The organism is Pseudomonas sp. C8002, from assembly GCF_013385765.1.
GTDB lineage: Bacteria > Pseudomonadota > Gammaproteobacteria > Pseudomonadales > Pseudomonadaceae > Aquipseudomonas.
The window spans coordinates 120717-146358 of the sequence record NZ_JACAPJ010000015.1 but is presented as its reverse complement, the minus strand read 5'-3'; the positions used below and the strand labels follow the sequence as shown (position 1 = coordinate 146358).

Here is a 25642-nt window from a genome sequence, read left to right as displayed (position 1 = left end):
GAGGCGCGATTCATGTCTATCTACAACAAGCTTGATCTGACTGGCTGGAAACCCCGGCAACTGACGCCCAAGGAGGTGCGTTTCGCCACCTGGATCGCGTTTTTCGCCTGGGTGTTTGCGGTGTATGACTTCATCCTTTTCGGCACCTTGCTGCCGGAAATCGGGCGGCACTTTAACTGGGGTGAAGTGGAGCAGGCGGAGATTGCGACATGGGTGGCGGTAGGCACCGCCGTGGTCGCGCTGGCCATCGGTCCGATCGTGGACAAACTGGGTCGGCGCAAAGGGATTATTTTCACCGTGGCCGGTTCGGCGATCTGCTCGGCGCTCACCGCCATTGGTGGTGCGTGGGGCAAGTCGTCGTTGATCCTGATCCGTTCGCTGGGCGGCCTGGGGTATGCCGAGGAAACCGTCAACGCGACTTACCTGAGCGAACTGTACGCCGCCTCGGATGATCCGAAACTGGCCAAGCGTCGCGGCTTTATCTACAGCCTGGTGCAGGGCGGCTGGCCGGTGGGCGCGTTGATCGCGGCGGGTTTGACCGCGCTGTTGCTGCCGGTGATTGGCTGGCAGGGGTGCTTCGTGTTTGCGGCGGTCCCGGCGATTGTCATCGCGGTCATGGCGCGCAAGCTCAAGGAAAGCCCGCAGTTCCAGATTCACCAGCGCATCAGCGAGCTGCGTAAAAGCGGCGCGGTGAAAGAGGCGCAAAACGTCGCCGTGACCTACGGCGTGGACTATGACGAACACAGCAAGGCCGGCCTCAAGGCCGCATTCCGTGGCCCGGCCCGCCGTGCAACCCTGGTGATCGGTGCGGCGCTGCTGCTCAACTGGGCGGCGATCCAGGTGTTCAGCGTGCTGGGTACGTCGGTGATCGTCAGCGTGCACCACATCTCGTTCGAGAACTCGCTGATCATCCTCGTGCTGTCGAACCTGGTGGGTTACTGCGGCTACCTCAGCCACGGCTGGATGGGCGACAAGATCGGCCGGCGCAATGTCATCGGCCTGGGCTGGATGCTCGGCGGGCTGTCGTTTGCCGGGATGCTGTTTGGCCCGAGCAACATGGCGATGGTGGTGGGGCTGTACAGCCTGGGCCTGTTCTTCCTGATCGGGCCGTACTCGGCGGCGCTGTTTTTCATCAGTGAAAGTTTCCCCACCAGCATCCGGGCTACCGGTGGCGCGATCATCCATGCCATGGGGCCGATTGGTGCGGTGGTTGCCGGGTTCGGCGCGACCCAGGTGTTGTCGGCGGGGAGTGACTGGCAGACCGCTGCGCTGTGGTTTGGCGCAGTGCCGTGCTTCCTCTCCGGTGCGTTGATGTTTGCCGCGCGCCATGTGCGTCCGGAAACCGTCCAGTAAGGAGTTGATTCGATGAGTCGTAAAGTTGCATTGATTACCGGTGCCGCCAGCGGCATCGGCCAGGCCCTCGCGGTGGCGTATGCCCGCAGCGGCGTGGCGGTGGTGGGTGGGTATTACCCGGCCGATCCCCATGACCCGCATCACACGGTTGCGCTGGTGGAAGAGGCGGGCGGTGAATGCCTGATGTTGCCGCTTGACGTGGGCGATACAACCTCGGTGGATAACCTGGCGGCGCAGGCGGTCCAGCACTTCGGTCGCCTCGATTACGCGGTGGCCAACGCCGGTTTGTTACGCCGTGCGCCACTGCTGGAGATGACCGACGAGCTGTGGAACGAGATGCTCAACGTCGACCTGACCGGGGTGATGCGCACCTTCCGGGCGGCGACCCGGCACATGCATGAAGGCGGTGCGCTGGTGGCGATTTCGTCGATTGCCGGTGGCGTGTATGGCTGGCAGGAGCACGCGCACTATGCGGCGGCCAAGGCCGGTGTGCCGGGGTTGTGTCGGTCGCTGGCGGTGGAATTGGCGCCGTTGGGGATTCGTTGCAACGCGGTGATTCCGGGGTTGATCGAGACGCCCCAGTCGTTGGACGCGAAGAACTCCCTCGGGCCGGAAGGGCTGGCGAAAGCCGCGCGGGCGATTCCGTTGGGCCGGGTCGGGCGGGCGGATGAAGTGGCGTCCCTGGTGCGGTTTTTGACCAGTGAGGAATCGAGCTACCTGACCGGGCAGAGCATCGTGATTGATGGTGGCTTGACCGTGCGCTGGCCGGACTAACCCCCAGTTTTAAGCCGGACTCGCTCCAAATGTGGGAGCGGGCTTGCTCGCGAATGCGGTGGATCAGTTCCGCATGTATTGGCTGGCACTCCGCTTTCGCGAGCAAGCCCGCTCCCACATTTTTGACTGCGTTCGCCGTTTGATTATTTCAGGAGTTCACCATGCCCCAACTCGCTAACCGCCGTGCCGTGATCACCGGTGCCGGCAGCGGCATCGGCGCCGCCATCGCCCGTGCCTACGCCGTCGAAGGCGCGCGCCTGTTGCTGGCCGACCGCGATGCCGCCACCCTCGCCGAAACCGCCATCACCTGCCGCAACCTCGGCGCCGAAGTCCTCGAGTGCGTGGCCGATGTCGGCACCGTCGACGGCGCCCAGGCCAGCGTCGATGCCTGCGTCACCCACTACGGCGGCATCGACATCCTGGTCAACAACGCCGGCATGCTGACCCAGGCCCGTTGCGTCGACCTGACCCTGGACATGTGGAACGACATGCTGCGCGTCGACCTCACCAGCGTGTTCGTCGCCAGCCAGCGCGCCTTGCCTCACATGATCGCCCAGCGCTGGGGCCGGATCATCAACGTCGCCTCGCAACTGGGGATCAAGGGCGGCGCCGAGTTGACGCACTATGCGGCGGCCAAGGCCGGAGTGATCGGCTTCACTAAATCCCTGGCCCTGGAAGTGGCCAAGGACAACGTACTGGTCAACGCCATCGCACCCGGGCCTATCGAAACGCCATTGGTAGGCGGCATCAGCGACACCTGGAAACGCGCCAAGGCCGCCGAGTTGCCCCTGGGTCGTTTCGGCCTGGCGGACGAAGTCGCGCCGACTGCCGTGCTGCTGGCCAGCGAGCCGGGCGGCAATCTGTTCGTCGGCCAGACCCTTGGCCCGAACTCCGGCGACGTCATGCCATGAGCGGGTACTAAGCATGTGCGGACTTTGCGGCCTGCTGGGCGAAGACCTGCACTGGAGCGACCCTTTGGGCGATGAATTGCCGCGCCGACGCGAACGCCTGCGCCGCATCGCGGCGATCAACCAGGTGCTGGCGGTGTTCCGGCTCAAGGTCGAAGACTTCCAGGGCGCGTCCTATCTGCTGCTGGGCGCCACCGGCAAACAGGAACTGGCCAGCGGCCTGGATCAACTGTGGCAGGCGGCAGAGACCATGCTCGGTCGACCGCTGGACCCGTTGGACCCGCGCCTGCTCGATCATCTGGAACTGTAGGAGCCCGGCTTGTCGGCGATGGCGTCCTTGATATCGCCATCGCCGGCAAGCCGGACTCCTGCAGGGGCATCATTGAGGTAGAACTATGAGCATCGCGCTAAACGTCATCACCGGCTTCCTCGGCAGCGGCAAGACCACCTTGCTCAAGCGCCTGCTGCAAGGTGAAAGCCTGGGCGACACGGCGTTGCTGATCAATGAGTTCGGCGACGTCGGCATCGACCACCTGCTGGTGGAGGAAGTCGCGCCGGACACGGTGCTGCTGCCCAGCGGCTGCGTGTGCTGTTCGATTCGCGGCGAGTTGAAAGACGCCTTGCTCGGCCTGTTGCAGCGTCGTGAGCGGGGCGAGATTCCGCCCTTCAAGCGGGTGATCCTGGAAACCACCGGCCTGGCCGACCCGGCGCCAATCCTCGCGACCTTGAACAACGACGTGCAACTGCGCGGGCGCTTTCATATCGGCCTGGTGGTGACGCTGGTGGACGCCAGCCACGCCGCTTTGCAAGAGCGCCTGCACCCGGAATGGCTGGCGCAAGTGGCCGCTGCCGATCGCCTGCTGTTGAGCAAGACCGACCTCGTCGAAGACTGTGGCCCGTTGCGCTTGCACTTGCAGGCACTGAACGCCGGCACGCCGATCCTCAATACCTGCGATATCGACAGCGGTGAACAACTGCTGCTTGGCGAAGGCCTGCGCAGTGCCGAGCCCGCTGCAGAAGTCCGCCGCTGGAAACTCCATCAAACCACCGCCGCCAACCACGGCGCTGCGCAAGTCTGTTGCCTGACCTTCGATCAGCCACTGGATTGGGTCGGTTTCGGGGTCTGGTTATCGATGCTGTTAAGATGCCACGGCGAACGTATTCTTCGCGTCAAAGGACTGCTCAACGTGAACGCCAGTAACGCTCCCATCGTCATTCATGGCGTGCAGCATTGCCTGCATGCCCCGGTTCACCTGCCTGCCTGGCCGGGGACCGATCGGCAATCGCGCTTGGTGTTTATCCTGCGCGGGCTTGACCCGGCTCTGCTGCGGCGCTCCTTTGAAGTGTTCTCCAGAAGGTTCGCCGCATGATCACGCTTCGCGTCCTCGGCACCTCGGTGACCTTGCTCGAAACCTTGCGTGTGCGAGCGGAAAAAGAGCTGGGCATTCGCCTGGTGTACCAGGTGCATGATGTCGAGCAGGCCCAGCGCATTGCGGTGATGCAACCTGACAGCTACGACCTCTACGACCAGTGGTTTCACAACGTCGATTTCGTGTGGCCGGCGCGGGCGATCCAGCCGATCGACACCCGGCGCATCGCGCTGTGGCACGAGATCAACGACCTGCCCAAGCGCGGACGCTTGTCCGCCAACGACCGTCTGGGCAGCGGCAGTGTGCCCAGCGAGCGCCTCTTCGTGCAGCACGACGGCAGCCTCGGCAGCACCGTGACCGAACGCATCAGCATGCTGCCCCTGACCCACAACGCCGACAGTTTCGCCTACCGCCCCGAGCGCTTGCCCGAAGGGTTCAACCGCGGCAACGAGAGTTGGGGCTGGTTGCTGGACCCGGCCTGGGGCGCACGCACTGCGTTGCAGAGCGACGCCGCCATCGGCGCCCTGGACGCGGCGCTGGCCGTGCAAGGCGCGGGCCTCGCGAGCTTCAAGGACATCGGCAACATGAGCATCGAAGAGATCGATGTACTGGCCGATATCCTGGTGCGTAAACAGAAGGAAGGCCACTTCGCGGCGTTCTGGTCCGATGACGAGGAAGCCGCGCAACTGATGCTCAGCCCGAGCATCGATATCCAGAGCCTGTGGTCACCGACCCTGATGCGCCTGCATCGGGCCGGGGTCAAATACCGCCTGGCGGTGCCCCGTGAAGGCTATCGCGCCTGGTTCGGCGGGTTGTCGCTGTCGCGCCATGCCAAGGGCCCGGTGCTGGATGCGGCCTATGCCTACCTCAACTGGTGGCTGTCCGGCTGGCCGGGTGCGGTGATGGCGCGCCAGGGTTATTACATCGGCAACCCGGCTCGCAGCCGAGATCACCTGAGCAGCGCCGAATGGGACTACTGGTACGCCGGCCTGCCCGCCCGGGAAGAGCTGTTGGGCAGCGATGGCTTACCGCTGATCGATGTGGGTGACGTGCGCGACGGCGGTTCCTATGAACAGCGCATGGGGCATATCGCGGTGTGGAACTCGGTGATGGATGAGCACAACTATCTCGTGCGGCGTTGGGGGGACTTCATGCGGGCGCGAACGTCGTAACGGCAGCCTGTCGCCAAATTAATGACATATAAACTCCCGTATTTATTGGGTGCACTTCTTCTCTTGCGCAGCTAATCTGGATAATTCAAATATCCCTGTAAAAAGGATATTTATTTGACGCCGGTTCAGCTGTCGCGAGGGACGCGTATGACGAAGGGACGTTTCGGCTGGAGGGGGCAGGCGCTGCCAGAGGGCAACAGAATGAGGTGGCGCCATACGTTTCAAACCCGGATTGCCGGGGTGCTGGCGCTGCTGTTGCTGGTGGTCGTGGCGGCGGTGTATTTCGCGGTGAAGACCGCCACCAATCGCGCCGTGGAAAACCAGGCCCAGGTGCAGCTGGAAACCGGCAGCCAGGTGTTCGAACGCCTGCTCGACCTGCGTGGCCGGCGCCTGCAATACGGCTTGAACTGGCTGACGGCGGACCTGCCGTTTCGCCAGGCTGTCGCCGATGGCGAGCCCGACGCGATTCTCGCGACCCTGCGCCGGCATGGCACCGGCCTGAGTTCCAGCGAGGTATTTGTGCTGGGGCTCGACGGCCGCGTGATGGTCAGCACGTTACCGGCGCTGACGTCCGGCCAGGCCTTTCCCTATAACGATGCCTTGCGCCAGGCCCGGCGCAGCGGCCTGCAAATGTTGATCGTGGCCCTGGATGGCCGGCCTTTCCTGCTGGTGCAACAGGAAGTCGTCGACCCCGCGCCGATCGCCCGTGTCGCCATGGGCTTTCCCATGGACGAAATCTTTGCCAGTGAATTGCGCTCCATGAGCAACCTGGAAGTGTCGTTCATCAGCGCGCAGCATGGTCAGCCCGGCGAATTGTTCAGTACTCAGCCCGAGGCGCTACAGGCGTCGATTGCCAGCGACCTGCAGGGCGCGTACATCACTCCGGTGGCGCAATTGAACCTGTTCCACGGCCAGCGCTATCTCAGCCAGGTGCTGCCGTTGGGCAACACGGCAGATGGTGGCGAGGTCCGGGTGCTGCTGCAAAGCCCGCTGGACCACGCCCTTGAATCCTTCGCGCCGCTGGACCGGCAATTTCTCGCGATCGCCCTGGTGGTGCTGCTGGTGTCGCTCGCGGGTGCGTTGTTTCTGGCGCGGCGGGTTTCACGCCCACTCAATGCGTTGGTGCAGGCGGCCGAACGCATCGGGGCCGGTGACTACCGCACACCGGTACAGGTGCGCAGCCACGATGAATTCGGCCTGCTGGCCCAGGCCTTCAACGCCATGCAAACCGGGATCGCGGTACGCGAGCGACAACTGGCCCACAACGCCTTGCACGACCCGCTCACCGGCCTGCCTAACCGCGCGCTGGCCATGGAGCGCCTGGGCAGCGCCATCAGCGCTGGCCGGCCGGTGGTGTTGCTGTACCTGGGGATTGAAAACTACCGGGTGATCAACGAAGGCTACGGCCCGGAAGGCGTGGAAGAAATGCTCCGCGAAGCCAGCCGCTGCCTGCTGTCGAGCCTGTCGGCCAGCGACACCGCCGCGCGCATCACCGGCAGCGAGTTTTTGCTGCTGCTGGAAAACACTGCGATCGACCGCGCGGTGGCCCTGGCTGACCGCTTGTATGGGCTGCTCACCGAACCCCAGCGCATTGGTGGCGATGAATTGCGCCACGAAGTGAGCATCGGCATCGCCGCCTACCCGGCCGACGGCCAGCAGGTTGAAGAGCTGATCAGCCGCGCCGCGATTGCCCGCCACGATGCGGCAGCGTTCCCGGGTTACTTGCAGATCTACCAGCAGGACCGCGACCTCGCCCATCAACGCCAGATCAGCCTGATTCGTGACCTGCGCCGGGCGCCGACGGAGGGCGAGTTGTACCTGTGTTACCAGCCCAAGCTCGACCTGCACCATGGCCATGTGCGCCAGGCCGAAGCGCTGTTGCGCTGGCAGCACCCGACCCTGGGCCTGGTGTCGCCGGCCGAGTTCATTCCCCTGGCCGAGCGCACCGGCAGCATGGGCAGCCTGACCCAGTGGGTGATCGAAGAAGCCATTCGCCAACTGGCCGAGTGGGCGGTGCGCGGGTTGGAGGTGCAGTTGTCGGTGAACATCTCGGTGGATGACCTGGCCGATGACGGCCTGGCCCCGCGGGTGACCGAGTTGCTGGCGCACTACCGGGTATCGGCCCGGCAACTGATTTTCGAAATCACCGAAAGCGCGATCATGCACAACCCGGCCCAGGCCCTCAGCGTGCTGGAGCAACTGCGCGCTTGTGGCATCAGCCTGTCGGTGGATGACTTCGGCACCGGCTATTCATCCCTGGCGCAACTGCAACGCCTGCCGGTGCAGGAATTGAAGATCGACCAGTCGTTTGTGCGCAACCTCGACAGCACTTCCGGCGACGGCGTGATCGTGCGCTCGACCATCGAAATGAGCCACAACCTGGGGCTCAAGGTGGTGGCCGAAGGGGTGGAGTTCGAGCCCAGCCTCAAGCTGCTCAAGCTCTGGAAGTGCGACACGGCCCAGGGCTATCTGATCAGCCGGCCGTTGAATGCCATGGCGTTTGAGATGTGGATGCGCCGCGAGCGCGTGCCGGTCTAGGGCGTCGGTGGCTGCACCGACGCCGGTCTTTCAGTGTTCAACCGTTGCATCGACCAGGGTTTGCAACCGTTCCCACAAGCCTTCGACGTGGTGGCGCTCCGTCCCCAGCGCGCCAATGGACACGCGTACCATCCAGCGCTCGTCGAGCACCGCGGGAGTGACGTAGGCGCTGCCTGAATGGTTGAGCTTTTCCGCCCAGGCCCGGGTGTAGGTATCCAGCGCCTCACCATCAAGGCCTGGTGGCTCGTGGCGAATGCACAAGGTTTGCAGGGTGACGGCGGCTACCAGTTTCCAGTGTTTGCTGCCTTCAATCTGTTCTGCCAGCCAGCGGGCATTCGCCAGGTCACGCCGCAGCCGGGCCTGCAGGCCGCTGACGCCTTGCTCGCGGATCAGGAACCACAGCTTCAGCGCGCGGAACCGGCTGCCCAGGGAGATCCGCCAGTCGCGGTAGTTCCTGACCTGGCCGTCAGCCTTGGACTGTAGATAGCTGGGGTTGGTGGTCATGATGCGAATCAAGTGCTCGGGGTCGCGTACAAAGTACACCGAGCAATCAAACGCCGCCCCCAGCCATTTGTGAGGGTTGAGGACCAGCGAGTCGGCGTTCTCAATGCCGTGCCACAGCGCGCGGCATTCCGGGAGGATCATCGCGGCCCCGGCCATGGCTGAGTCGACATGCAACCACAGGCCGTGGCGTTGCGTCAGGGCGCCGATGGCTTCCAGGGGATCGATGGCCATGGCTGCCGTTGTGCCGGTGGTCGCAATCACCACACAGGGTCTGTTCCCGGCAGCCAGGTCTTGTTCGATTGCCCGCTCCAATGCATGCGGTGACATTGCATTGTGTTCGTCGGTTGCCACGGTACGGATATTGTTCTGGCCGAACCCCGCCAGGATCGCGGCCTTGTTCACTGAACTATGGGCGTGGGCCGAGGTGTAGACGATCAAGGGGGCGCCGCTGTTTTGCAGGCCATCGTGCATCAGCGCGTAGTGGGAGCTGCGTTCGCGGGCGCTGATCAGCGCCACCAGGGTGGAGGTCGAGGCCGAGTCCTGGATCACTCCGCTCCAGTTGGCGCTCAGGCCGATCATGTCGCGCAGCCAATCGGTGGTGACTTCCTCGATTTCGGTCAGGGCCGGGCTCGATTGCCACGACAATCCCACCACGCCCAGGCCGGTACTCAAGCAATCGCCGAGGACGGAGGACAGTTCCACATTCGACGGGAAGAACCCGAAGAAACTTGGATGCTGCCAATGCAACAGACCGGGCATGATCAGTGTTTCGACGTCGCCCATGATCTGTTCGAACGGTTCGGCTGTCTCAGGCGGGCTGGCCGGCAATGCGGACCTGATTTCTCCCGGGGCCGTGGTGGGTTGCACACCGCGTTGCTCGATGTTTTGTCGATAGTCTGCAATCAGGTCGATCATGGCGTGGCCATGTCGGCGGAATTCTTCAGGTGTCATATCAGGGTGTCCGTCAGAAAGAGAAATAAAGGCGTTAGCACCAGAAGTAAAACGGCTGGCCAGTGGTATAGCCGATAAACGACTGGATGCTGATGCGCTTGCCTGAATCGAAACCGCAAATGGCATGGGGACGGCGAGTATTGATAATCACCAGTTCGTTTTTCTGCGGCTGGATGCGCAGCGGTTTTTGCAAACGATCTTCGGGCAGTTCCGCCCCTTCGAAACGGATGACCTCGTCGTAGGTAAACGCCTCGGTATCCCAAATGACCAGTTCACCTCCCGAAGGTGGTACTTCGAGGTAAATATTCGCGCTGAATTGATGTTCCAGTTCTGCAATCGACAAGGGCAGGCAATCGACATGGGGGACTGTTTCGGAGAGGTGGGCTGTCTCCGGGAACATGGCGCGGATAATGCCGCAGAACATCGGCTGGCCCTGGAACGCCGCGGTTGTCGCGCCTTCTGGCCACACCTGCCGGATATGCTCCATCAGTAGATGGATGGGTGGTTTGCGCGGGGCACAGAGGTCATCGATCACGCAGCGCATGTGGGTGGCGTCTGCGTAGTATTTCTGTTGCGAATAGCTGTCTGCGGCCTTGCCGTAGGTGGAGTTGAACGGTGTTCCCCAGCGATGGACACCATAGAAATGCTGGACAACTTTTCCGTGCTCATAGGTCTCGTGGTTATATTCCTGGAGCGTCGCCGTTTCGTTGATATGTTTATTTAGTACTTCGCTGGTTTGTTCATTCGCGTAGTCAGGTACCCGGATGGCAAGTATTTCTCCACGAATAAGTTTTTCCAGGCTGAGTGTGTCGAGTTGCTCAAGCGCCAGGATCCCGGGCGTCTGGCTATGCTGGACTGCAGGTATTGATTCAACGCTGTTGAGGTCCGTCATGATGAAAACTCCATGTTAGTTACAGCACGTCATATAGATAACGTTTGTTTGGCTGGGGATTTACTGGCGACAGTGAGCGTCGGATGGCGCAGGGCCAAAGTTGAGGGAAAGACTTTTGGGGCGGTATAGGACTTTTCCGAGTAAACTTTTAAATACATCGGCGCTATCGGATCGCTTTATTTCACGCATAAAAAAAGGCGGCTACCCACTTAGGTAGCCGCCTTTTTCTTACTGCCGGTTTTGCTTAATCCGGCAGTTTGAACGCCATCACATAGTCACCCTGCTTGGTGCCCAGGGAACCATGACCGCCGGCCATGACCAGCACGTACTGCTTGCCGTCCTTGCCGGTGTAGGTCATTGGTGTGGTTTGCGCGCCTGCCGGCAGGCGGCCTTCCCACAACTGCTTGCCGTTTTTCACGTCATAGGCACGCAGGTACTGGTCAAGGGTACCGCTGAGGAAGGACACGCCACCGGCGGTGGTGAAAGTCCCGCCCAGGCTTGGCACGCCCATGGTCAGTGGAATCGGAACCGGCGAGCTGTCACGCACGGTGCCGTTCTTGTGCATCCAGATGGTCTGGTGGTTGGTCAGGTCGACCGCGGCCACATAACCCCACGCCGGCGCCTGGCACGGCAGGCCCAGTGGCGACAGCATGGCTTCGAGGATCACACCGTATGGCGCGCCTTTGTTCGGCTGCACGCCTTCGGTTTCGCTGACCCGTGGGCCTTGCTTGGCAATGTCGGCGGCCGGGATCAGTTTCGATTTGAACGCCATGTAGCTTGGGTTCACGAACGCGATCTGGCGAACCGGGTCGACGGAAATGCCACCCCAGTCGAACACGCCGAAGTTACCTGGGTAAACGATCGAGCCCTGCAGCGACGGCGGGGTGAACGGACCGTCGTAGCGCATGGATTTGAAGTCAATCCGGCACAGCATCTGGTCGAACGGCGTCACGCCCCACATGTCACGCTCCTTGAGGGGCGGTGGCATGAAGTTCAGGTCGGACTTCGGTTGGGTCGGTGCGGTGTGATCGCCGGCCACTGCGCCTTGCGGTACAGGGATTTCATTGATCGGCACTACAGGCTGACCGTTCGAGCGGTCGATCACGTAGATGCTGCCTTGCTTGGTCGACGCCATCACCGCTTGCTTCACGCCGTCAGCGGTCTTGATGTCGATCAGCGAAGGCTGGCCGCCCACGTCCATGTCCCACAGGTCATGGTGAGTGAACTGGAAGGTCCACTTCACGTGGCCGCTGTCGATGTCCAGGGCAGTCAGGCCGGCGCTGTACTTCTCGGAGTCCGGAGTCCGGTCGCCGCCGTACTGGTCGGGCATCTGGTTACCCATCGGCAGGTAGAGCATGCCGAGTTTTTCGTCCACCGCGAACATCGACCACATGTTTGGCGAGTTGCGGGTGTAAGTCTTGCCCTCGGCCAACGGGGTGGTGTCGTCCGGGTTGCCGCTGTCCCAATTCCACACCAGCTTGCCGGTGTGGACGTCGAACGCACGGATCACGCCGCTAGGCTCGTCGGTGGAGACGTTGTCGGTCACGTGACCGCCGATTACCACCAGGTTCTTGGTGACGGCCGGTGGCGAGGTGGAGTAGTAACCGCCCGGGGCGAAGGTGCCGATGTTGGCACGCAAGTCGATCTGGCCTTTGTCACCGAAGTCTTCGCACATCTTGCCGGTGTCGGCGTTCAGGGCGATCAGACGGGTGTCGGCGGTAGGGACGAAGATGCGTTTCGGGCAGGCATTCGGCGCGGCGGCCGGGCTGGCGCTGCCAGTCGGGCTCTGTTCCGAGGCATAGACCGCGTCATCATGATACGACACGCCACGGCAGGTCATGTGCGCCCAACCCTTGAAGTTGGCAGCACCTTCGCTGCTGATCTTCGGGTCGAAACGCCAGATTTCCTTGCCGGTGTCCGGGTCCAGGGCAATCACCTGGCTGTGAGGCGTGCACACGTAGAGCATGCCGTTGACTTTCAGCGGGGTGTTTTCCGCGGTGGTTTCACCGGGATCGCCTGGGCCAGGGATGTCGCCAGTACGGAAGGTCCAGGCTGGAACCAGCTTGTGGGCGTTTTCCGGAGTGATCTGTGCGAGTGGCGAGTAACGATCACCGAAGGCCGAACGGCCATAGGAGTTCCACTCACCATCAGCCTGGGCCGGCGCAGTGCTGGCCATGCCCGGTACCGCATCGCGGTCCAGCTGGCCTTTCTTGACCATGGCGCCCGGGTCGGTGAATTGGCTGGCCAATGCAGCGGCGCCGGCCAGTACGACCGCGACGCTCAGCGCGCCAGTGCCCAGCGGCGAGGCTTGGCCACGCAGCAACGGACGGCGGAACCACGGGAGCAGCATGACGATGCCGAGGGCAAACAGCAGGGCCAGGCGCGGTACCAGTTGCCACCAGTCCAGGCCGACTTCCCACAGCGCCCATACGGTGCTGGCAAACAGCACCAGTGCGTACAAGCCCAGCGCCGCACGGCGTGTTGCCAGCAGCAACAGGCCTGTGACGGTGATGCCGAGACCGGCCAGCAGGTAATACAGCGACCCGCCGAGCATGCTCAGCTTGATCCCCCCGGCCAACAAGGCCAGGCCCATTATCAGCAGCAAGATCCCCAGCAGCCTGGGCAGCAGGCGACTTGGACTTGAAGCACCATCAGTGCTCATAGTGTGGTTCTCCGTTACGTTTTGAATTGATTGCGCACAGTTCACTGTAGATGACGTTCCGGCGCAGGCTTGGTTCAGGGCTAATTCGTTTTCTTCAGAATTTACTTACAACGTCAGAATGAGCTTTGCAGCTTGATCCCGCCGATGAGCGCGTCATCCACCTGGGCCACGGCTCCGGAGTGACGGATGTATTGCAGGTTCGGGCGCACCGTCAGCCACTGGGTGACATGGATGCCGTAATAGAGCTCAGCGCTGTATTCCGTGTGTTGAATCGGCAGGTAGGATGGGTCATCGAAGTCGTATACCGCGTGGGCCTGGTTGCTTGCCTCGGCATTCTTGCGGTAGGCCGGGTTGACGTGCACCCGGGCCACGGCGAAACCGATATCGTCCTTGGCGCGGGCGTCGAACAGGCCCTTGTAGACCACGCCGGCTTGCACGTAGTTATCCACAGCGTTGGTTTTCTTGTCGTGCATCGTGCCGTTGGCGAACACGTTCAAGCCCCGAGAATGGTCGCTGGCCAGGCTGGTGACTTGCTGCTGCACCCCCAGCCACACCCCGTGCTTGCTGGAGGCGCTGCGATAGGCCTCGCCGCTGAGGGCTGCCGGCTGGTCGTTGCGGTCTTTATACACATCGCTGGCCTTGGCGCTGCTGTAGTAGTAGCCGGCGCGGTATTCGCCGGGCAGGCCGTTCAGCGTAGGCGTCCACACCAGCTCAACCGGGAGCAGGGCGCCTTGGGTGCCGCTGCCGCTGAGCTTGAAGCCGTTGCCGCGATCGAGGTTGGACGGGTTCTGTTCGTAGGCGCCGACCTGGGCGTACAACTCGGGCGTCAGGTGATATTTGACCCGCAACGCCCACTGGCTCACCGGCCAGTTGTACCAGATGCTGCCAACCCAGTTACCGACCTGCGAACCGCAGAATGCGAGGTTCTGGAAGTCGCAGGGGAAGCTGTTGAAGTCTTCACCTTCGCCAAAGCGCCCGGCCTTGATGTCGAGCTTCTGGTCGAAGAATTTCTGCTGGTACCACATCTGCGTCAGGCGCCAGGTCTGGCCACGGCCCCAGACTTCCTGGGACGAGGTAAAACCGCCCACACGCGGATCGTTGACCCGGTCATTGGTGATGTTGTTGCCGCTGCGCTCGGTCACCGTCAACTGGAACTCGGCGTCGTGCCAGCCGAGGATCTTCTGCAGATCCAGGTGCGTGCCCAGGCCGAATTGGTCGCTGTAGCGCGCAGTGCGGTCGTGATCCGAGCCGCCGTGCAGGTTGCTGCCCATTTCGCCGGTGTAGTCGAATTTGAAGTCGTAGCCTTGTTGAGACAGCGCTGTCCGAGTGCCGCCGAAATCACCCAGCATCCACGGTGATTCAGCGTCAAAGGCAGGTGCGGCCTGGGCACAGTTGATCAGGCCGAACGGTAACAGCGCAGCGCACAGGCGCAGGTTTGGGAAAGCAGGCATAGGCAAAATGGGGTCTTAATATTTTATGGTTTTGAAACGCAAACAGCGGCCTGGCGCGTTCGCACAAGGGCGTTGAACACGGGCGGTCGATGGTTTGGTGGAATGATGAAACGTTTCAGTTTGTTGCTGACAAGGATAAAGCCCTGGCGCGGGGAGAGAAAGGGCTAAACGGAAGATGGATTCTTTCGGATTTGGTAATAGTGCGCTGGATCGTCGGATTTGGTAGCAATCTGTGCGTTGGTTTGTGTTTGAGGGCGTGGTTATCTGCGTCACCAAAACAGATGGGGGGTCGACATGGAAGGCGACGACAACGTGGGTGAGGCAAAGGCCGTAACAGCCGGGGAATTAGTCATTATTCTCGGTCAGTATCACAGTGCAATTGCTAGGCTCGGCTCCGGCATCATTAGCTTGTCCGGTGCGCTCAAACATAGTGAAGACGTGGATGTAAAACAGGCGGCAGATGAAGCATGGGTGAAGCTGAATGAGTTTATCGACTGCATGGAAGGTGTAGCTGATGGACTGAATGCTTTGACCCAAAAGAAGGAGGCCTGAAATGGCGAATGACCTCAAGGATAATGTGAGCTATCTTCGCCAGGAGTACCGTCAAGGTTCGTCATCAGGCTACGACCGCAAAGGCGGCGCAGGCGGTGGGGGCAACGGAGGAGAAAACGATTTGGAAAAGCGTATTTCACAAGTTGAGGCAAGATTGGAGCGCGTCGAGACGAAGCTGGATGGCATGCAGGAGCACATGGCCACCAAGTCCGATCTGATGCAGACCAAAATCGACCTGCTCGAAGCAACCTCCGGGTTGGATCTCTCAATCGCCAATTTCAGAACGGATATGCAATCGTTGGAAACCCGACTGCTGAAATGGTTTGTCGGAACAGCTGGCGCCTTGTCTGCCATCGCCTTTGGCGTCGCCCGACTCGTCCACTGACGTTTTCCGTTCGAAGCCCGGCTTCCCGCCGGGCTTTTTGGTTTTTAAGCCAACTTCGCCAAACACTCTTCAAGAATATCCAGCCCTTCCTCCAGCACCGCCGCTTCAATCGTCAACGGCGCCAGCAGGCGGATGATATGCCGCGATTTGCCGCTGGGCATCAGCAACAAACCCGCCTCGCGGGCCAGTGCCAGCAGCTGGGCCAGTTGTTGTGGCGCCGGGCTGCCGTCAGCGTTGGCCAGTTCGATGCCACGCATGGTGCCCACGCCGGTCAAGCGGCCGAGGTAGGGGGAGAGCCTTTTCGAACACCATGATTCATAGCGACTGACGATCGCTTCTTCCTGCTGCGCGCCCCAACCTTGCAGGTGCTCGTCCGTCATTTCGTCCAGGGTGGCCAAGGCCGCCGCGCAGGCAATCGGGTTACCGGAGTAGGTGCCGCCGAGGCCGCCTTTGGGCAGGTTGTCGAGCAATGTCTTGCGACCCACCACCGCACCCAACGGCACACCGCCGGCGATGCTTTTGCCCAGCAGGATCAGGTCCGGTTCGATGCCCAGGCGTGAGAAGGCGAAGCGCTGGCCGGTGCGGCCGAAGCCGGACTGGATTTCATCGGCAATCAACAGGATGTTTTTCTCATCGCAGAAGCGTCGCAGGGCCTGGGCAAATTCCACGTCCAGCGCCAGGAAACCACCTTCGCCCTGCACGGGTTCGATGATGAAACAGGCCACGTCGTCGACGTCGATTTCCACGCTGAACAGGCGGTCCATCGCCTTGAGTGCTTCGCCGCAGGTCACGCCGTTGTCGCGGCTGGGGTAGGGCAGGTGGAACACCGGCCCCGGCAATACGCCGACTTTTTGCTTGTAGGGCGCGACCTTGCCATTGAGGTTGAGCGTCGCCAGCGTGCGCCCGTGAAACGCACCGTCAAAGGCGATGACGGCGGTGCGGCCAGTGGCGCCGCGGACAATTTTCAGGGCGTTTTCCGCCGCTTCCGCGCCACTGTTGGTGAGCATGCCACTGACCGGGTAATCCACCGGGATGAATGCGGTAAGACGGTCCATCAGTTCGATGTAGGGCGCGTGAGGCGCGGCATTGAAGGCGTAGTGGGTGAGCCTGGTGGCCTGGTCGCGGATCGCCTCCACCACACGCGGGTGGCAGTGGCCCAGGTTGAGCACGCCGATGCCGCCGACGAAATCGATGAAGCGCTTGCCGGTGGTGTCCCAGACTTCGGCGTTCCGGCCATGGCTGAGGCTGATGGGGTGGACGATGGAAATCGATTGGCTGATGGTTTCGCGGCTCATGGATCCGGGACTCAAGAATAGGATGCGTCCTTTTATCTAAGCCGTGAGCCGCCTTGCCCCGCAAACGAAATAAAGTCGCCGGGTCATTATTAAAAGTCGGGATGTGCTATGGCGAGGGAGCAAGCTCCTTCGCCACATCCACCATCCAGTTCAGGAACGCCTTCACTTTCGGGATCTCCCCGGCATGTTCGGCATGGGCGATAAAGTGCGCGCCGGCACTCGGCATTCTGTAATCCCAGGGGATCATCAGGCTGGCGTTCGCCAATTCCTCGGCCACCAGATACTGCGGCACCAACGCCACGCCGTACCCCGATTGCGCGGCGCGGATGCACATGTAGAACGTGTCGAAACGCGGCCCGTGGTAGCTGTTTTGCGAGTGCAGGCCCTGTTCCAGAAACCACTCGTGCCAGGCTTCCGGGCGCGAGGTGCATTGCAGCAAGGTGTGGCGGGACGAGGCGTCGCTGCCAGCGGCAACAAACCCGGGGGCACAGACCGGCACCACGGCTTCGCGAAACAACTCGATGCAAGTTGCCCCCGGCCACGCTCCCTGGCCGAAGAAAAACGCGATATCCGCCTTGGCCTGCAACACGTCGAACGGCTCCAGTTCGTTGCGCACGTCCAGGTGGATATTGGGATGGCGCGCGGCAAAATCCTTGAGCTTGGGCACCAGCCAGCGGTCACCGAAGGTCGGCTGGGTGGCGATGCGCAGCACTTCGGTCTCGCCACCGTAGGTGAGGATGTAGCGGCTGGAAATATCCACCTGGTTGAGGATCTTGCGTACTTCCTCCAGGTACAGCGAGCCCGCCGGCGACAGGTACAAGCGCTGGCGTACTCGCTGGAACAGCGGGTGGCAGAGCATCTCTTCGAGCTGTGCCACCTGCTTGCTCACCGCGCTCTGGGTCAGGTGCAGTTCTTCGGCAGCGCGGGTGAAACTCAGGTGGCGGGCGGCGGCTTCGAAGCACTGCAGGGCGGTCATCGAAGGGGTCAAGCGTTTCGAGATCATGAGAAGTTCATTCCAAATCGGAAGGAGCCTTTGCCTAAACGTCGTTTGTGGCCAAGGTGTAAAGCCGTTGATACTGACCGGCAACACTATAAACGGCGCGGGTTTGTGGCGCCGAATAATAAAGACCGACAGGGAGCGCCTTGCATGAAGCACATGAAATCCACGTTGGCGGCATTCACCGCCGCAGCATTACTGGGACTGGCAGGGAGCGCCCACGCAGGGGCGACCCTGGATGCGATCCAGAAGAAGGGTTTTATCCAGTGTGGGGTCAGTGATGGGTTGCCGGGTTTTGGCGTGCCGGACGCCAACGGCAAGATGACCGGCATTGATGTGGACGTGTGCCACGCCGTCGCTGCAGCACTCTTTGGTGACGCGTCGAAGGTGAAGTTCAGCCAGTTGACCGCCAAGGAGCGTTTCACTGCGTTGCAATCCGGCGAGATCGACCTGATTTCCCGCAACACCACCTGGACCAGTTCCCGTGACGCGGGCATGGGCATGGTGTTCACCGGCGTGACCTACTACGACGGCATCGGGTTCCTGGTGAACACCAAGCTCGGTGTGAAGAGCGCCAAGGACCTGGACGGCGCGACCATCTGCATCCAGGCCGGCACCACCACCGAGCTGAACGTCTCGGATTACTTCCGCGCCAACGGCCTGAAGTACACGCCGATTACCTTCGACACTGCTGACGAAAGTGCCAAGGGCCTCGAAGCGGGCCGCTGCGACGTGCTCACCACCGACCAGTCGGGGCTGTACGCCCAGCGGATCAAGATGGCTCACCCGGATGAGTTCGTGGTGTTGCCGGAAGTCATTTCCAAGGAGCCATTGGGCCCGCTGGTGCGCAAGGGCGACGACGAGTGGTTCAGCATCGTCAAGTGGACGTTGTTCGCCATGCTCAATGCCGAGGAAATGGGCATCACTTCGCAGAACGTTGAAGAGCAAGCCAAGTCCAGCAAAAACCCGGACGTCGCCCGTTTGCTCGGCGCAGACGGTGACTACGGCAAGGACCTGAAACTGCGCAAGGACTGGGTCGTGCAGATCGTCAAGCAAGTGGGCAACTACAGCGAGGTGTTCGAGCGCAACATCGGCCAGGGCAGCGTGCTGAAGATCAAGCGCGGCCTTAATGCCCTGTGGAGCAACGGCGGGATCCAGTACGCGCCGCCGGTTCGCTGAGGTTTCACGAAGAAACCGTGTCCTTGCCCGCCGCCTTGGAGCGATACAACGCCTGATCGGCCCTGGCCATCAGGCAGGCGGGTGACTCATCGTTGCGTCGCTCTACCACGCCGAGGCTCAACGTCACCTTGAAGCTGCCCACGGCGGGCAAGTCCTTGAGCGCACAGCGCATCCGCTCGGCCAATTCCCGCGCGGTCTCCAACGTGCTTTTGGGCACGATGACCATGAATTCATCGCCGCCCCAGCGGGCCAGCAAGTCGCCGTGGCGAATGCAGGCCTCCAGGCATTCCACCACGCGCACCAGGGTTTCATCGCCTACGGCATGGCCGTGCTGATCGTTGATGGGCTTGAAGTCGTCAATGTCCATGGCGATCAGCGACAGCGGCAGGCGAAACCGTTGGGCGCGAGCGCACTCTTCCAGCAGGACGCGTTCAAGGCGGTAACGATTGGCCACGCGAGTCAAGGCGTCGCGTTCGGCCAGGGAGCGATTCTCGTCCAGTTGCAACTGCAGTTGTTGATTGACCCGCGACAGCTCGCGGGTGCGCTCGGCCACCAGGGCTTCAAGGGATTGATTGCGGCGCTCCAGCTGTTCGATGGACTGTTTGCGCGCCTGGATACTGCGGTGGGCGCCGACCATGCGTGCCACCGAGCCGTCGTCGTTACGTGCGATCACGTAGCCGCGGTCTTCGATCCACAGGTAGGAGCCGTCTTTCTTGCGGCAGCGGTATTCGGCTTGATAGTGAGTGGTGCGGCGGTTGATGTAGTTATCAAACAGCACCATCACTTGGGGATAGTCATCGGGATGAATCACGTTTTCCCAGGTGAATACGCTGTTTTCCAGGGAGTGATGGGCATAGCCGAGCATTTCGTACCAGCCGGGGTTGCGGTAGACGAACCCGGTGTTGGCGTTCCAGTCCCAGATCCCGTCGCTGACCAGCTCCATGATGGCATGCAGCATGTCGGCGTTAAGGTCGCAAAAGTCCTTCCTTGACGGTTCGCTGCCGGATGTATCGTCCATTGCGCACTCCCTGCGTGGACTGGCTCCTGGGGCCAGCCAAAATTGATGCCGATACTCCGTGGCTGGCGGTACTGTACAACGGCGCCTTGGCGCTTAGAAGGGGGTCTTTGGTCTAGTGAGAATGTGGCTAAAAGCCACTACTTGCTTGGGTTCAGCTTCTGATCAGGCGCCGCCATCCTGGTCCTGGGCGCCCCATTGGCATTGTGCTGATAAATCGCCTCAGGCTGCCCCTGCCGGTTAAAAAACACCTGCCCGATCCCGGCAGAATTCCAGAGCCGTTCGCCCGCTTCAGCGTGTTCCGGAATATGCGGCACTACCTGCATGAGTCGGCGACGGGTGAACCAGTTCAGCGGTGAGCGCGGTGAGTAGAGCCATCGATTGAGACGGTCGAACCATTCCAGCAAGCGCGGCGGGAATTCGTTCTTGATGCCGCTGCTGGTGATCTGCCAGATTTTTGGACCGGCATTGCGGTGGCGAATCAGCACTTCATAGACGAACGAGTAGTGCACGTCTCCCGAGAGGATCACGTAGTTGCCCGGTGTGCGGGAGTGACGAAAGATGTTGAGGATCACCTGTGCTGCGCCGCGGTGGGCCATCCAGTTTTCCGCGTCCACCAGCAGCGGGTAGCCGCACCAGCTGAAGGCCTTCTGCACGGTTTCGATCAGCTTGACGCCGAAGATCGGCGCCGGTGAAACGATGATCGCGCAAGGGTGATCCAGCAGCTCCTGTTGCAGTTCGCTCAGTGCTTCCCAGTCCAGCAGGCCGGAGGGTTGCTTGAGGTTGAACTCGCTGCGCCAGCGCCGGGTACGGGTGTCGAGCACTACCAGTGCGGGGGTGGTGGGCAGCACGTAATGCCATTGCTGGAACTTCAGCAGGTCATCCACCAGCTCATCTTGAGCGTCAGGCTGCAGGTAGTTGTCGTGGGCCTGTGTGGTGAGCGCCAGGGTTTTGCCGATCACCGTATCGAACGCATCCGGGTTATTGCCCCAGCCCTGGCACAGCATATAGGCCAGCAGTGCGTTGCCGATGATGCGCTTGGAGAACGGATGCCCGTAAGCGGTTTCTTCCCATTGGGCGCTGAGGTTCCAGTCGTCGGTGATGTCGTGATCATCGAAGATCATCAGGCAGGAGAGGTGGGCGAACACCCTGGCCACGCCACCCAGGCCGTCACGGAACGTGTCGATCTGCACTTGCTCGTGCCCATAGCGTACGTGCCCTTCGGCGCGCAGTTGCGGCGCTTGCGGTGTGATCAGCTGCCACGGTACGGGCGACCACGCCAGCAGGTACATCGCCATGACTTCGGCAAAAGTCACCAGGTGGTTGTCGGCGCTGCTGCTGGTGAAAATAGGCTTCTTCACCCCGCCAAAAAAACGCTCGCGCAGGGTCTCGTTGCTCTTCAGGGCGGGCAACAGGTCGGCTCGATGGTAGTAGCTGGCGGCATGCTCATAAAGCGCGGCGCTGTTGTCGACGACGGCACCGTCGAGGTGTTCATCGAACAGGCCGAGGCGCGTGATCAGCGCATGAATGGCCCGCAGCATCGGCCCCGCGACATCGTCGGCGTAGACCTGGTCGCCACTCATCATCAACAAGGCCGGGCGTTCCTCCAGGGTGTTCGATTCGGCCAGCAGCCGGTCGACACACAGCAAACCGTCGGCTGCGCTGTGATGGGGCTTGCGGCAGGAACCGTGGACCAATTGGTGGATGCGGCTGTGCAGGACGAAATGCGGGCCTTGTGCGCCCGGGTAGAGCAGGTGCGGCGCCCATTCGGCGATACCGGCACGGTTTACCAGCAGGTCGTAGCCGATGCTCACGTCCTGGGGCAGGGCTTCCGCCAGCGGTACGTCGATCAGATGGATAAAGGCCTGGCGCCCGACGGGCACCACCTTGCATTGGCTGGCGTCCAACTCGATATCGAGCGCCGCGCCTTGGGCGACTTGCAGCCTCAGGGTCAATGCCAGGGGACGACTTCCCACCAGCCACATCACCAGGCGCCGCGGTTCCAGGCGTCGCAGCAACGGGCCGGCGAGTACAGCGGGAAGTGTGTCGGGGTGAGGCATCAAGGCAACGGCTCTGGGCAAGGTTGGGCCGAAAAGGTAACGCATTGAATGTCAGCGTTTTGTTAAGGCGCGATACCCGGGCGAGCCGCAAATTACCCGGCGCCCACTGGCCCGGGCTATAAACCTTTCATCTCAAATCATGACTGCGTGGCGCAGGTCTCGCCTTCGGCAATCATCCAGCGCAGCACTTCGGCCAGGGCCACACTGTGCTGGCGCTCGACCCAGCGCACACCCTGCGGGCTGTACCGTTCGACATAGCGGCTCAGCACCAGGTGGCCCTGCTCCGACGACAGGCTCAGGCGGGTCTCCCGGCAGAGCAGCGCGCTGGTCCCGCGTTTACGAACCTGACGTTGCAGGACCAGTGAGCTTGATTCAGAAATCATCGCCGGCTCCCTGTGCACAATTATCGGCCTGAGGCGACGTCGCCCCCTGCTTGCCCTCCAGCACAAAGGCCGCGCGGTGTTCGGCCACCACGTTACGCAAGGCACTGTAGTAGTCCGGCAGCTTTTGCAGGCTGTCGGTCAGCGGCAGCAACGAGGCGCGCGTGTCCACTGTGCCACCCACCAGGCTGATGGTGCCCAGGGTTTGCACGGTATCGCTGTCGCCCAGCGGCGCCACCAGGAAGTTCAGGACCTTGCCCGCCGCATCGCGGCTGTTGCCGGTGCCCAGCAACGGCAGTTCGACAATCGGCCCGTTGCCAATCCCCCACACGCCAAAGGTCTGGCCGAAATCGGCGGTGTGGCGAGGGATGCCCAGCGGGTCCGAGACATCAATCAAGCCGACGATCCCCACGGTGGTGTTCACCGCAAAACGTCCCAGGGTGTTGATCGAGCGCCGTGGGTTGCCTTGCAGCAGGTCGTTGATGAAGACCTTGGGCTCGCTGAAGTTGCTGGCGAAGTTATGCACACCCTTCTGGAAAAACTCCGGCATGTATCGGTAGCCTCGGGCTACAGGCGCCAGGGCGTAGTCATCCACCGCGCGGTTGAAGGCGAACACGCCCCGGTTGACTGGTTCGGCGGGGTCATACACCGGGTAGGAAACCTGTGCGCAGCGTGTGGTACTCGTTACGTTGGCCGGGCTCGCGCAGCCTGTGAGGTAAGACACAGTCAGCAACAACACCGCCTGGCGAGCCAGGTGCTGGGGATACGTCAGCGAGCGCATGGGGTCAGTCTCCGGGAAAAGGAAGCCGATGCTGGCAGCCGCAGCTTGCGCAAAGATGTCTGCTTTATTGCGCCGTTGACGCTTTATTGCACGATTGAAATATATGACGGGCCGCGTCGAATGGTTTTAGATGGCGCATCGACAAGACCAAGTGATGCCCATCGGTGAGCCATCTTTTAATCGTGGACGATGACCTCGAGGTCCTCGCCCTGCTGAAGAAATTCTTCCTGCAACATGGCTACACGGTCGAGACCGCCGCCAATGGCGCCGAGCTGTGGGCGGCCATGGAGCGCACACCTGCCGACCTGATCATCCTCGACCTGATGCTGCCGGGGGATAACGGCCTGTTGCTGTGCCAGCGCCTGCGCCAGCAATACGCAACACCGGTGATCATGCTGACCGCCATGGGCGAACTGAGTGATCGCGTGGTGGGCCTGGAAATGGGCGCCGATGATTACCTGAGCAAACCTTTCGATGCCCGTGAATTACTTGCCCGGGTGCGCGCCGTACTGCGTCGGGCGGGTGAAAACCGGCCGACGTTGGGCGACGTGTCGCGCCCGCTGATTCGTTTCGCCGGCTGGCAACTGGACCTGACGCGCCGTGAGTTGCGCTCGCCGGACCAGGTGATGATCCCGTTGTCGTCCGGGGAGTTCGACCTGCTGCTGGTGTTCGTCGAACACCCGCAGCGCGTGCTCACCCGCGAGCAATTGCTGAACCTGGCGCGGGGCCATAGCCACGACGCGTTCGACCGCAGCATCGACGTGCAGGTCAGCCGCCTGCGACGCAAGCTGGAGTTCGACACCAAGCGCCCGGCGATGATTCGTACCGTGCGCAACGGTGGTTACCAGTTCACCGTCGCGGTGACCCGCTCATGAGCCGCTTCAAACCTCGGGACACCGTGGCCCGCTGGATTGCCCTGACCATCCTGATTGCGATGCTCACAGCGCTGGCCTTCAATGCGCTGTTTGTGCAACTGGCTGGCGTTTGGGCCAGGCCGCCGTTGGGTGAAACCGGCCTGTTGGAGAAGGTCGCGGTGATCGTGCGGATGATCGAAGCGGCAGAGCCGTCCCAGCGCGCGCAACTGACTCGGGCAGTGGCCGATGACAGCTTCAATGTGAGTTGGTCGGCCACCCGCACAGGCATTGATGTGCCGGTTCTGGAAGACCCGGGGTTTCACTCCGACCAGGTGTTCAAGCAGCTGCTCAAGGGGCCGGAGCGGCGAATGGAAGCCTACGAACCGTCCGACTGGCCTGGCCCCGGCGGGCGCTATGCGCTGGTGGTGCAGCTGGTGGATGAATCCTGGCTGATGTTCAGCGCGCCGTCGCGCAGCTGGGGCCTGGCGGAGGGCCCGCGAAGCCTGATCGTGCTGATGCTGGTACTGATTTCCACCGCGCTGGTCACGCTGATCGCCACCCGGCGCCTGGCCCGGCCGCTGCAGTATTTCGCCCAGGGTGTGCGACGTTTCGGCGCCGACTTTCGTGCGCCGCCTATCGAGCCGGTCGGCCCCCAGGAAATCCGCCAGGCGATTCTCGCGTTCAACGGCATGCAGGCGCAGTTGCAGCACTTCATCCAGGACCGCACCCAGATGCTCGCCGCGATTTCCCATGACCTGCGTGCGCCGCTGACCCGCCTGCGCCTGCGGGGGGAATTCATCGAAGATGCCGACCAGCAGCACCGCCTGTTCCGGGATGTCGACGAGATGCAGGCGATGATCAACACCGCGCTGGAATTCTTTCGCGACGATGCGCGCCTGGAACAGGCCACCCAACTGGACCTTGCGGAGTTGCTGCAAACGCTGATTGACGACTACCGCGATCAGTCCATCGACATCGGCTTCAATGGCCCGCCACGGCTGGTGTATTTCGGTCGTCCGCTGGGGCTCAAGCGAGTGATGACCAACCTGATGGACAATGCGATCCACTACGGGCGGGCGCCGGAAATCGAACTGCAACAGAGTCCGGGCGTGGTGACGATACGGGTACTGGACCGTGGCCCGGGCATCCCGCAGGAGCAGCATGAGCAGGTGTTCCTGCCGTTCTTTCGGCTGGAAGGCTCACGCAATAAAAGTACCGGCGGGGTCGGTTTGGGCCTTTCCACGGCACGGGCGATTGTCCTGGAACACGGTGGAACGCTGACGTTGGAGAATCGCCCGTGTGGCGGGTTGGCCGCCGTGGTGGTGTTGCCGGTTTAGGAAGGCTTAAACCCTCACGGCAAATTGCCTTTTCCCAGATCAGTCAGATTACCGCTATTCGACTGAAAAATTTGCTGGTTGGAACTGCTACGCGAGGGCTCATCGTTTGGTTTGGGGGCCGGCTGAACAGGTTGGACGGGTTGAGTGGCTTGAGGCGAATGAGTGGGCCCATTGAAGGATTGGATATGGAAAGCGCTGCCAATGATTGGAAAGGACATAGATTTTGGCTCTC

At 61.9% G+C, this 25642-nt stretch carries 22 protein-coding genes; 12 read left to right on the top strand and 10 right to left on the bottom strand.

The annotated features are described in order from the left end of the window. The first annotated feature begins 12 nt into the window (after window positions 1–12). The 7 genes from HX814_RS21875 (at window position 13) to HX814_RS21845 (ending at window position 8115) form a co-directional block, all read left to right on the top strand. Window positions 13–1353, top strand: coding sequence for an MFS transporter (locus HX814_RS21875; RefSeq protein ID WP_177008178.1), 1341 nt, complete (start codon window positions 13–15; stop codon window positions 1351–1353). A 12-nt stretch (window positions 1354–1365) separates the two neighbouring features. Then, window positions 1366–2127, top strand: a complete 762-nt coding sequence (locus tag HX814_RS21870) for an SDR family NAD(P)-dependent oxidoreductase (RefSeq protein WP_003210402.1) — start codon at window positions 1366–1368, stop codon at window positions 2125–2127. 161 nt (window positions 2128–2288) lie between these two features. Further along, on the top strand, window positions 2289–3038 hold the full coding sequence (locus HX814_RS21865; protein WP_008438505.1) for an SDR family NAD(P)-dependent oxidoreductase: 750 nt from the start codon (window positions 2289–2291) through the stop codon (window positions 3036–3038). Window positions 3039–3051: 13 nt separating this feature from the next. Further along, a complete protein-coding gene (locus tag HX814_RS21860; RefSeq protein ID WP_003210398.1) occupies window positions 3052–3345 on the top strand; it encodes a hypothetical protein in 294 nt (97 codons plus the stop codon). A gap of 85 nt (window positions 3346–3430) precedes the next feature. Then, a complete protein-coding gene (locus HX814_RS21855) occupies window positions 3431–4405 on the top strand; it encodes a GTP-binding protein (RefSeq protein ID WP_177008177.1) in 975 nt (324 codons plus the stop codon). Continuing rightward, complete coding sequence (locus HX814_RS21850) at window positions 4402–5577, top strand: PotD/PotF family extracellular solute-binding protein (RefSeq protein ID WP_102368164.1); 1176 nt, start codon at window positions 4402–4404, stop codon at window positions 5575–5577. The genes HX814_RS21855 and HX814_RS21850 overlap by 4 nt, the downstream gene beginning before the upstream one ends. Before the next feature lie 201 nt (window positions 5578–5778). Further along, window positions 5779–8115: a bifunctional diguanylate cyclase/phosphodiesterase gene (locus tag HX814_RS21845; protein WP_008438502.1), complete on the top strand. Its 2337-nt coding sequence runs from the start codon at window positions 5779–5781 to the stop codon at window positions 8113–8115. A gap of 30 nt (window positions 8116–8145) precedes the next feature. On the opposite strand, the gene HX814_RS21840 is transcribed toward HX814_RS21845, so the two are convergent. The 4 genes from HX814_RS21840 to HX814_RS21825 form a co-directional block, all read right to left on the bottom strand. Beyond that, complete coding sequence (locus tag HX814_RS21840) at window positions 8146–9570, bottom strand: pyridoxal-dependent decarboxylase (RefSeq protein WP_023659141.1); 1425 nt, start codon at window positions 9568–9570, stop codon at window positions 8146–8148. 34 nt (window positions 9571–9604) lie between these two features. Beyond that, entirely contained in the window at window positions 9605–10462 is an 858-nt protein-coding gene (locus HX814_RS21835; protein WP_177008176.1) for a 2OG-Fe(II) oxygenase, read from the bottom strand. A 244-nt stretch (window positions 10463–10706) separates the two neighbouring features. Further along, the gene (locus HX814_RS21830; protein WP_177008175.1) at window positions 10707–13124 is read right to left on the bottom strand and encodes a glucose/quinate/shikimate family membrane-bound PQQ-dependent dehydrogenase; all 2418 of its coding nucleotides are present in this window, start codon (window positions 13122–13124) and stop codon (window positions 10707–10709) included. Between the two features lie 113 nt (window positions 13125–13237). Beyond that, a complete protein-coding gene (locus HX814_RS21825) occupies window positions 13238–14575 on the bottom strand; it encodes a carbohydrate porin (protein WP_177008174.1) in 1338 nt (445 codons plus the stop codon). Window positions 14576–14869: 294 nt separating this feature from the next. Here HX814_RS21825 and HX814_RS21820 point away from each other — a divergent pair, with 294 nt between their 5' ends. After that, on the top strand, window positions 14870–15127 hold the full coding sequence (locus HX814_RS21820) for a hypothetical protein (RefSeq protein ID WP_003210383.1): 258 nt from the start codon (window positions 14870–14872) through the stop codon (window positions 15125–15127). Window position 15128: 1 nt separating this feature from the next. Beyond that, window positions 15129–15512, top strand: coding sequence for a DUF1640 domain-containing protein (locus tag HX814_RS21815; RefSeq protein ID WP_177008173.1), 384 nt, complete (start codon window positions 15129–15131; stop codon window positions 15510–15512). Between the two features lie 44 nt (window positions 15513–15556). Here the strand turns inward: HX814_RS21815 and HX814_RS21810 are convergent, their stop codons facing one another. Both HX814_RS21810 and HX814_RS21805 read right to left on the bottom strand, forming a co-directional pair. Further along, window positions 15557–16807, bottom strand: a complete 1251-nt coding sequence (locus HX814_RS21810) for an aspartate aminotransferase family protein (protein ID WP_003210380.1) — start codon at window positions 16805–16807, stop codon at window positions 15557–15559. A gap of 106 nt (window positions 16808–16913) precedes the next feature. After that, entirely contained in the window at window positions 16914–17810 is an 897-nt protein-coding gene (locus HX814_RS21805; protein ID WP_102605928.1) for a LysR substrate-binding domain-containing protein, read from the bottom strand. 144 nt (window positions 17811–17954) lie between these two features. On the opposite strand from HX814_RS21805, the gene HX814_RS21800 reads away from it, so the two are divergent. Further along, entirely contained in the window at window positions 17955–18983 is a 1029-nt protein-coding gene (locus tag HX814_RS21800; RefSeq protein ID WP_003210376.1) for an amino acid ABC transporter substrate-binding protein, read from the top strand. A gap of 4 nt (window positions 18984–18987) precedes the next feature. On the opposite strand, the gene HX814_RS21795 is transcribed toward HX814_RS21800, so the two are convergent. The 4 genes from HX814_RS21795 to HX814_RS21780 all read right to left on the bottom strand — a co-directional run bounded on the left by HX814_RS21795 (window position 18988) and on the right by HX814_RS21780 (window position 23219). Beyond that, window positions 18988–20001: a diguanylate cyclase gene (locus tag HX814_RS21795; protein ID WP_023659140.1), complete on the bottom strand. Its 1014-nt coding sequence runs from the start codon at window positions 19999–20001 to the stop codon at window positions 18988–18990. Between the two features lie 137 nt (window positions 20002–20138). Beyond that, a complete protein-coding gene (locus tag HX814_RS21790; protein ID WP_177008172.1) occupies window positions 20139–22058 on the bottom strand; it encodes an alkaline phosphatase D family protein in 1920 nt (639 codons plus the stop codon). Between the two features lie 137 nt (window positions 22059–22195). Then, window positions 22196–22441, bottom strand: a complete 246-nt coding sequence (locus HX814_RS21785) for a hypothetical protein (protein WP_177008171.1) — start codon at window positions 22439–22441, stop codon at window positions 22196–22198. Then, window positions 22431–23219 carry a VacJ family lipoprotein gene (locus tag HX814_RS21780; RefSeq protein ID WP_177008170.1) on the bottom strand — a complete coding sequence of 263 codons (789 nt, stop codon included), beginning with the start codon at window positions 23217–23219 and terminating at the stop codon, window positions 22431–22433. Before HX814_RS21780 ends, HX814_RS21785 begins: the two co-directional genes overlap by 11 nt. Before the next feature lie 164 nt (window positions 23220–23383). On the opposite strand from HX814_RS21780, the gene HX814_RS21775 reads away from it, so the two are divergent. Continuing rightward, on the top strand, window positions 23384–24094 hold the full coding sequence (locus HX814_RS21775) for a response regulator (RefSeq protein WP_023659139.1): 711 nt from the start codon (window positions 23384–23386) through the stop codon (window positions 24092–24094). Beyond that, window positions 24091–25410, top strand: a complete 1320-nt coding sequence (locus tag HX814_RS21770) for an ATP-binding protein (protein ID WP_087695155.1) — start codon at window positions 24091–24093, stop codon at window positions 25408–25410. Before HX814_RS21775 ends, HX814_RS21770 begins: the two co-directional genes overlap by 4 nt. Window positions 25411–25642 lie beyond the last annotated feature (232 nt).

Excerpts from the sequence above, each read along its gene's own strand:
- HX814_RS21795 (WP_023659140.1), bottom strand. The coding sequence starts at position 20,001 with ATGGACGATACATCCGGCAGCGAACCGTCAAGGAAGGACTTTTGCGAC.
- HX814_RS21830 (WP_177008175.1), bottom strand. The coding sequence starts at position 13,124 with ATGAGCACTGATGGTGCTTCAAGTCCAAGTCGCCTGCTGCCCAGGCTG.
- HX814_RS21835 (WP_177008176.1), bottom strand. The coding sequence starts at position 10,462 with ATGACGGACCTCAACAGCGTTGAATCAATACCTGCAGTCCAGCATAGC.
- HX814_RS21785 (WP_177008171.1), bottom strand. The coding sequence starts at position 22,441 with ATGATTTCTGAATCAAGCTCACTGGTCCTGCAACGTCAGGTTCGTAAA.
- HX814_RS21855 (WP_177008177.1), top strand. The coding sequence starts at position 3,431 with ATGAGCATCGCGCTAAACGTCATCACCGGCTTCCTCGGCAGCGGCAAG.
- HX814_RS21805 (WP_102605928.1), bottom strand. The coding sequence starts at position 17,810 with ATGATCTCGAAACGCTTGACCCCTTCGATGACCGCCCTGCAGTGCTTC.
- HX814_RS21780 (WP_177008170.1), bottom strand. The coding sequence starts at position 23,219 with ATGCGCTCGCTGACGTATCCCCAGCACCTGGCTCGCCAGGCGGTGTTG.
- HX814_RS21800 (WP_003210376.1), top strand. The coding sequence starts at position 17,955 with ATGAAGCACATGAAATCCACGTTGGCGGCATTCACCGCCGCAGCATTA.
- HX814_RS21860 (WP_003210398.1), top strand. The coding sequence starts at position 3,052 with ATGTGCGGACTTTGCGGCCTGCTGGGCGAAGACCTGCACTGGAGCGAC.
- HX814_RS21770 (WP_087695155.1), top strand. The coding sequence starts at position 24,091 with ATGAGCCGCTTCAAACCTCGGGACACCGTGGCCCGCTGGATTGCCCTG.
- HX814_RS21815 (WP_177008173.1), top strand. The coding sequence starts at position 15,129 with ATGGCGAATGACCTCAAGGATAATGTGAGCTATCTTCGCCAGGAGTAC.
- HX814_RS21865 (WP_008438505.1), top strand. The coding sequence starts at position 2,289 with ATGCCCCAACTCGCTAACCGCCGTGCCGTGATCACCGGTGCCGGCAGC.
- HX814_RS21870 (WP_003210402.1), top strand. The coding sequence starts at position 1,366 with ATGAGTCGTAAAGTTGCATTGATTACCGGTGCCGCCAGCGGCATCGGC.
- HX814_RS21875 (WP_177008178.1), top strand. The coding sequence starts at position 13 with ATGTCTATCTACAACAAGCTTGATCTGACTGGCTGGAAACCCCGGCAA.
- HX814_RS21850 (WP_102368164.1), top strand. The coding sequence starts at position 4,402 with ATGATCACGCTTCGCGTCCTCGGCACCTCGGTGACCTTGCTCGAAACC.
- HX814_RS21845 (WP_008438502.1), top strand. The coding sequence starts at position 5,779 with ATGAGGTGGCGCCATACGTTTCAAACCCGGATTGCCGGGGTGCTGGCG.
- HX814_RS21790 (WP_177008172.1), bottom strand. The coding sequence starts at position 22,058 with ATGCCTCACCCCGACACACTTCCCGCTGTACTCGCCGGCCCGTTGCTG.
- HX814_RS21810 (WP_003210380.1), bottom strand. The coding sequence starts at position 16,807 with ATGAGCCGCGAAACCATCAGCCAATCGATTTCCATCGTCCACCCCATC.
- HX814_RS21820 (WP_003210383.1), top strand. The coding sequence starts at position 14,870 with ATGGAAGGCGACGACAACGTGGGTGAGGCAAAGGCCGTAACAGCCGGG.
- HX814_RS21840 (WP_023659141.1), bottom strand. The coding sequence starts at position 9,570 with ATGACACCTGAAGAATTCCGCCGACATGGCCACGCCATGATCGACCTG.
- HX814_RS21825 (WP_177008174.1), bottom strand. The coding sequence starts at position 14,575 with ATGCCTGCTTTCCCAAACCTGCGCCTGTGCGCTGCGCTGTTACCGTTC.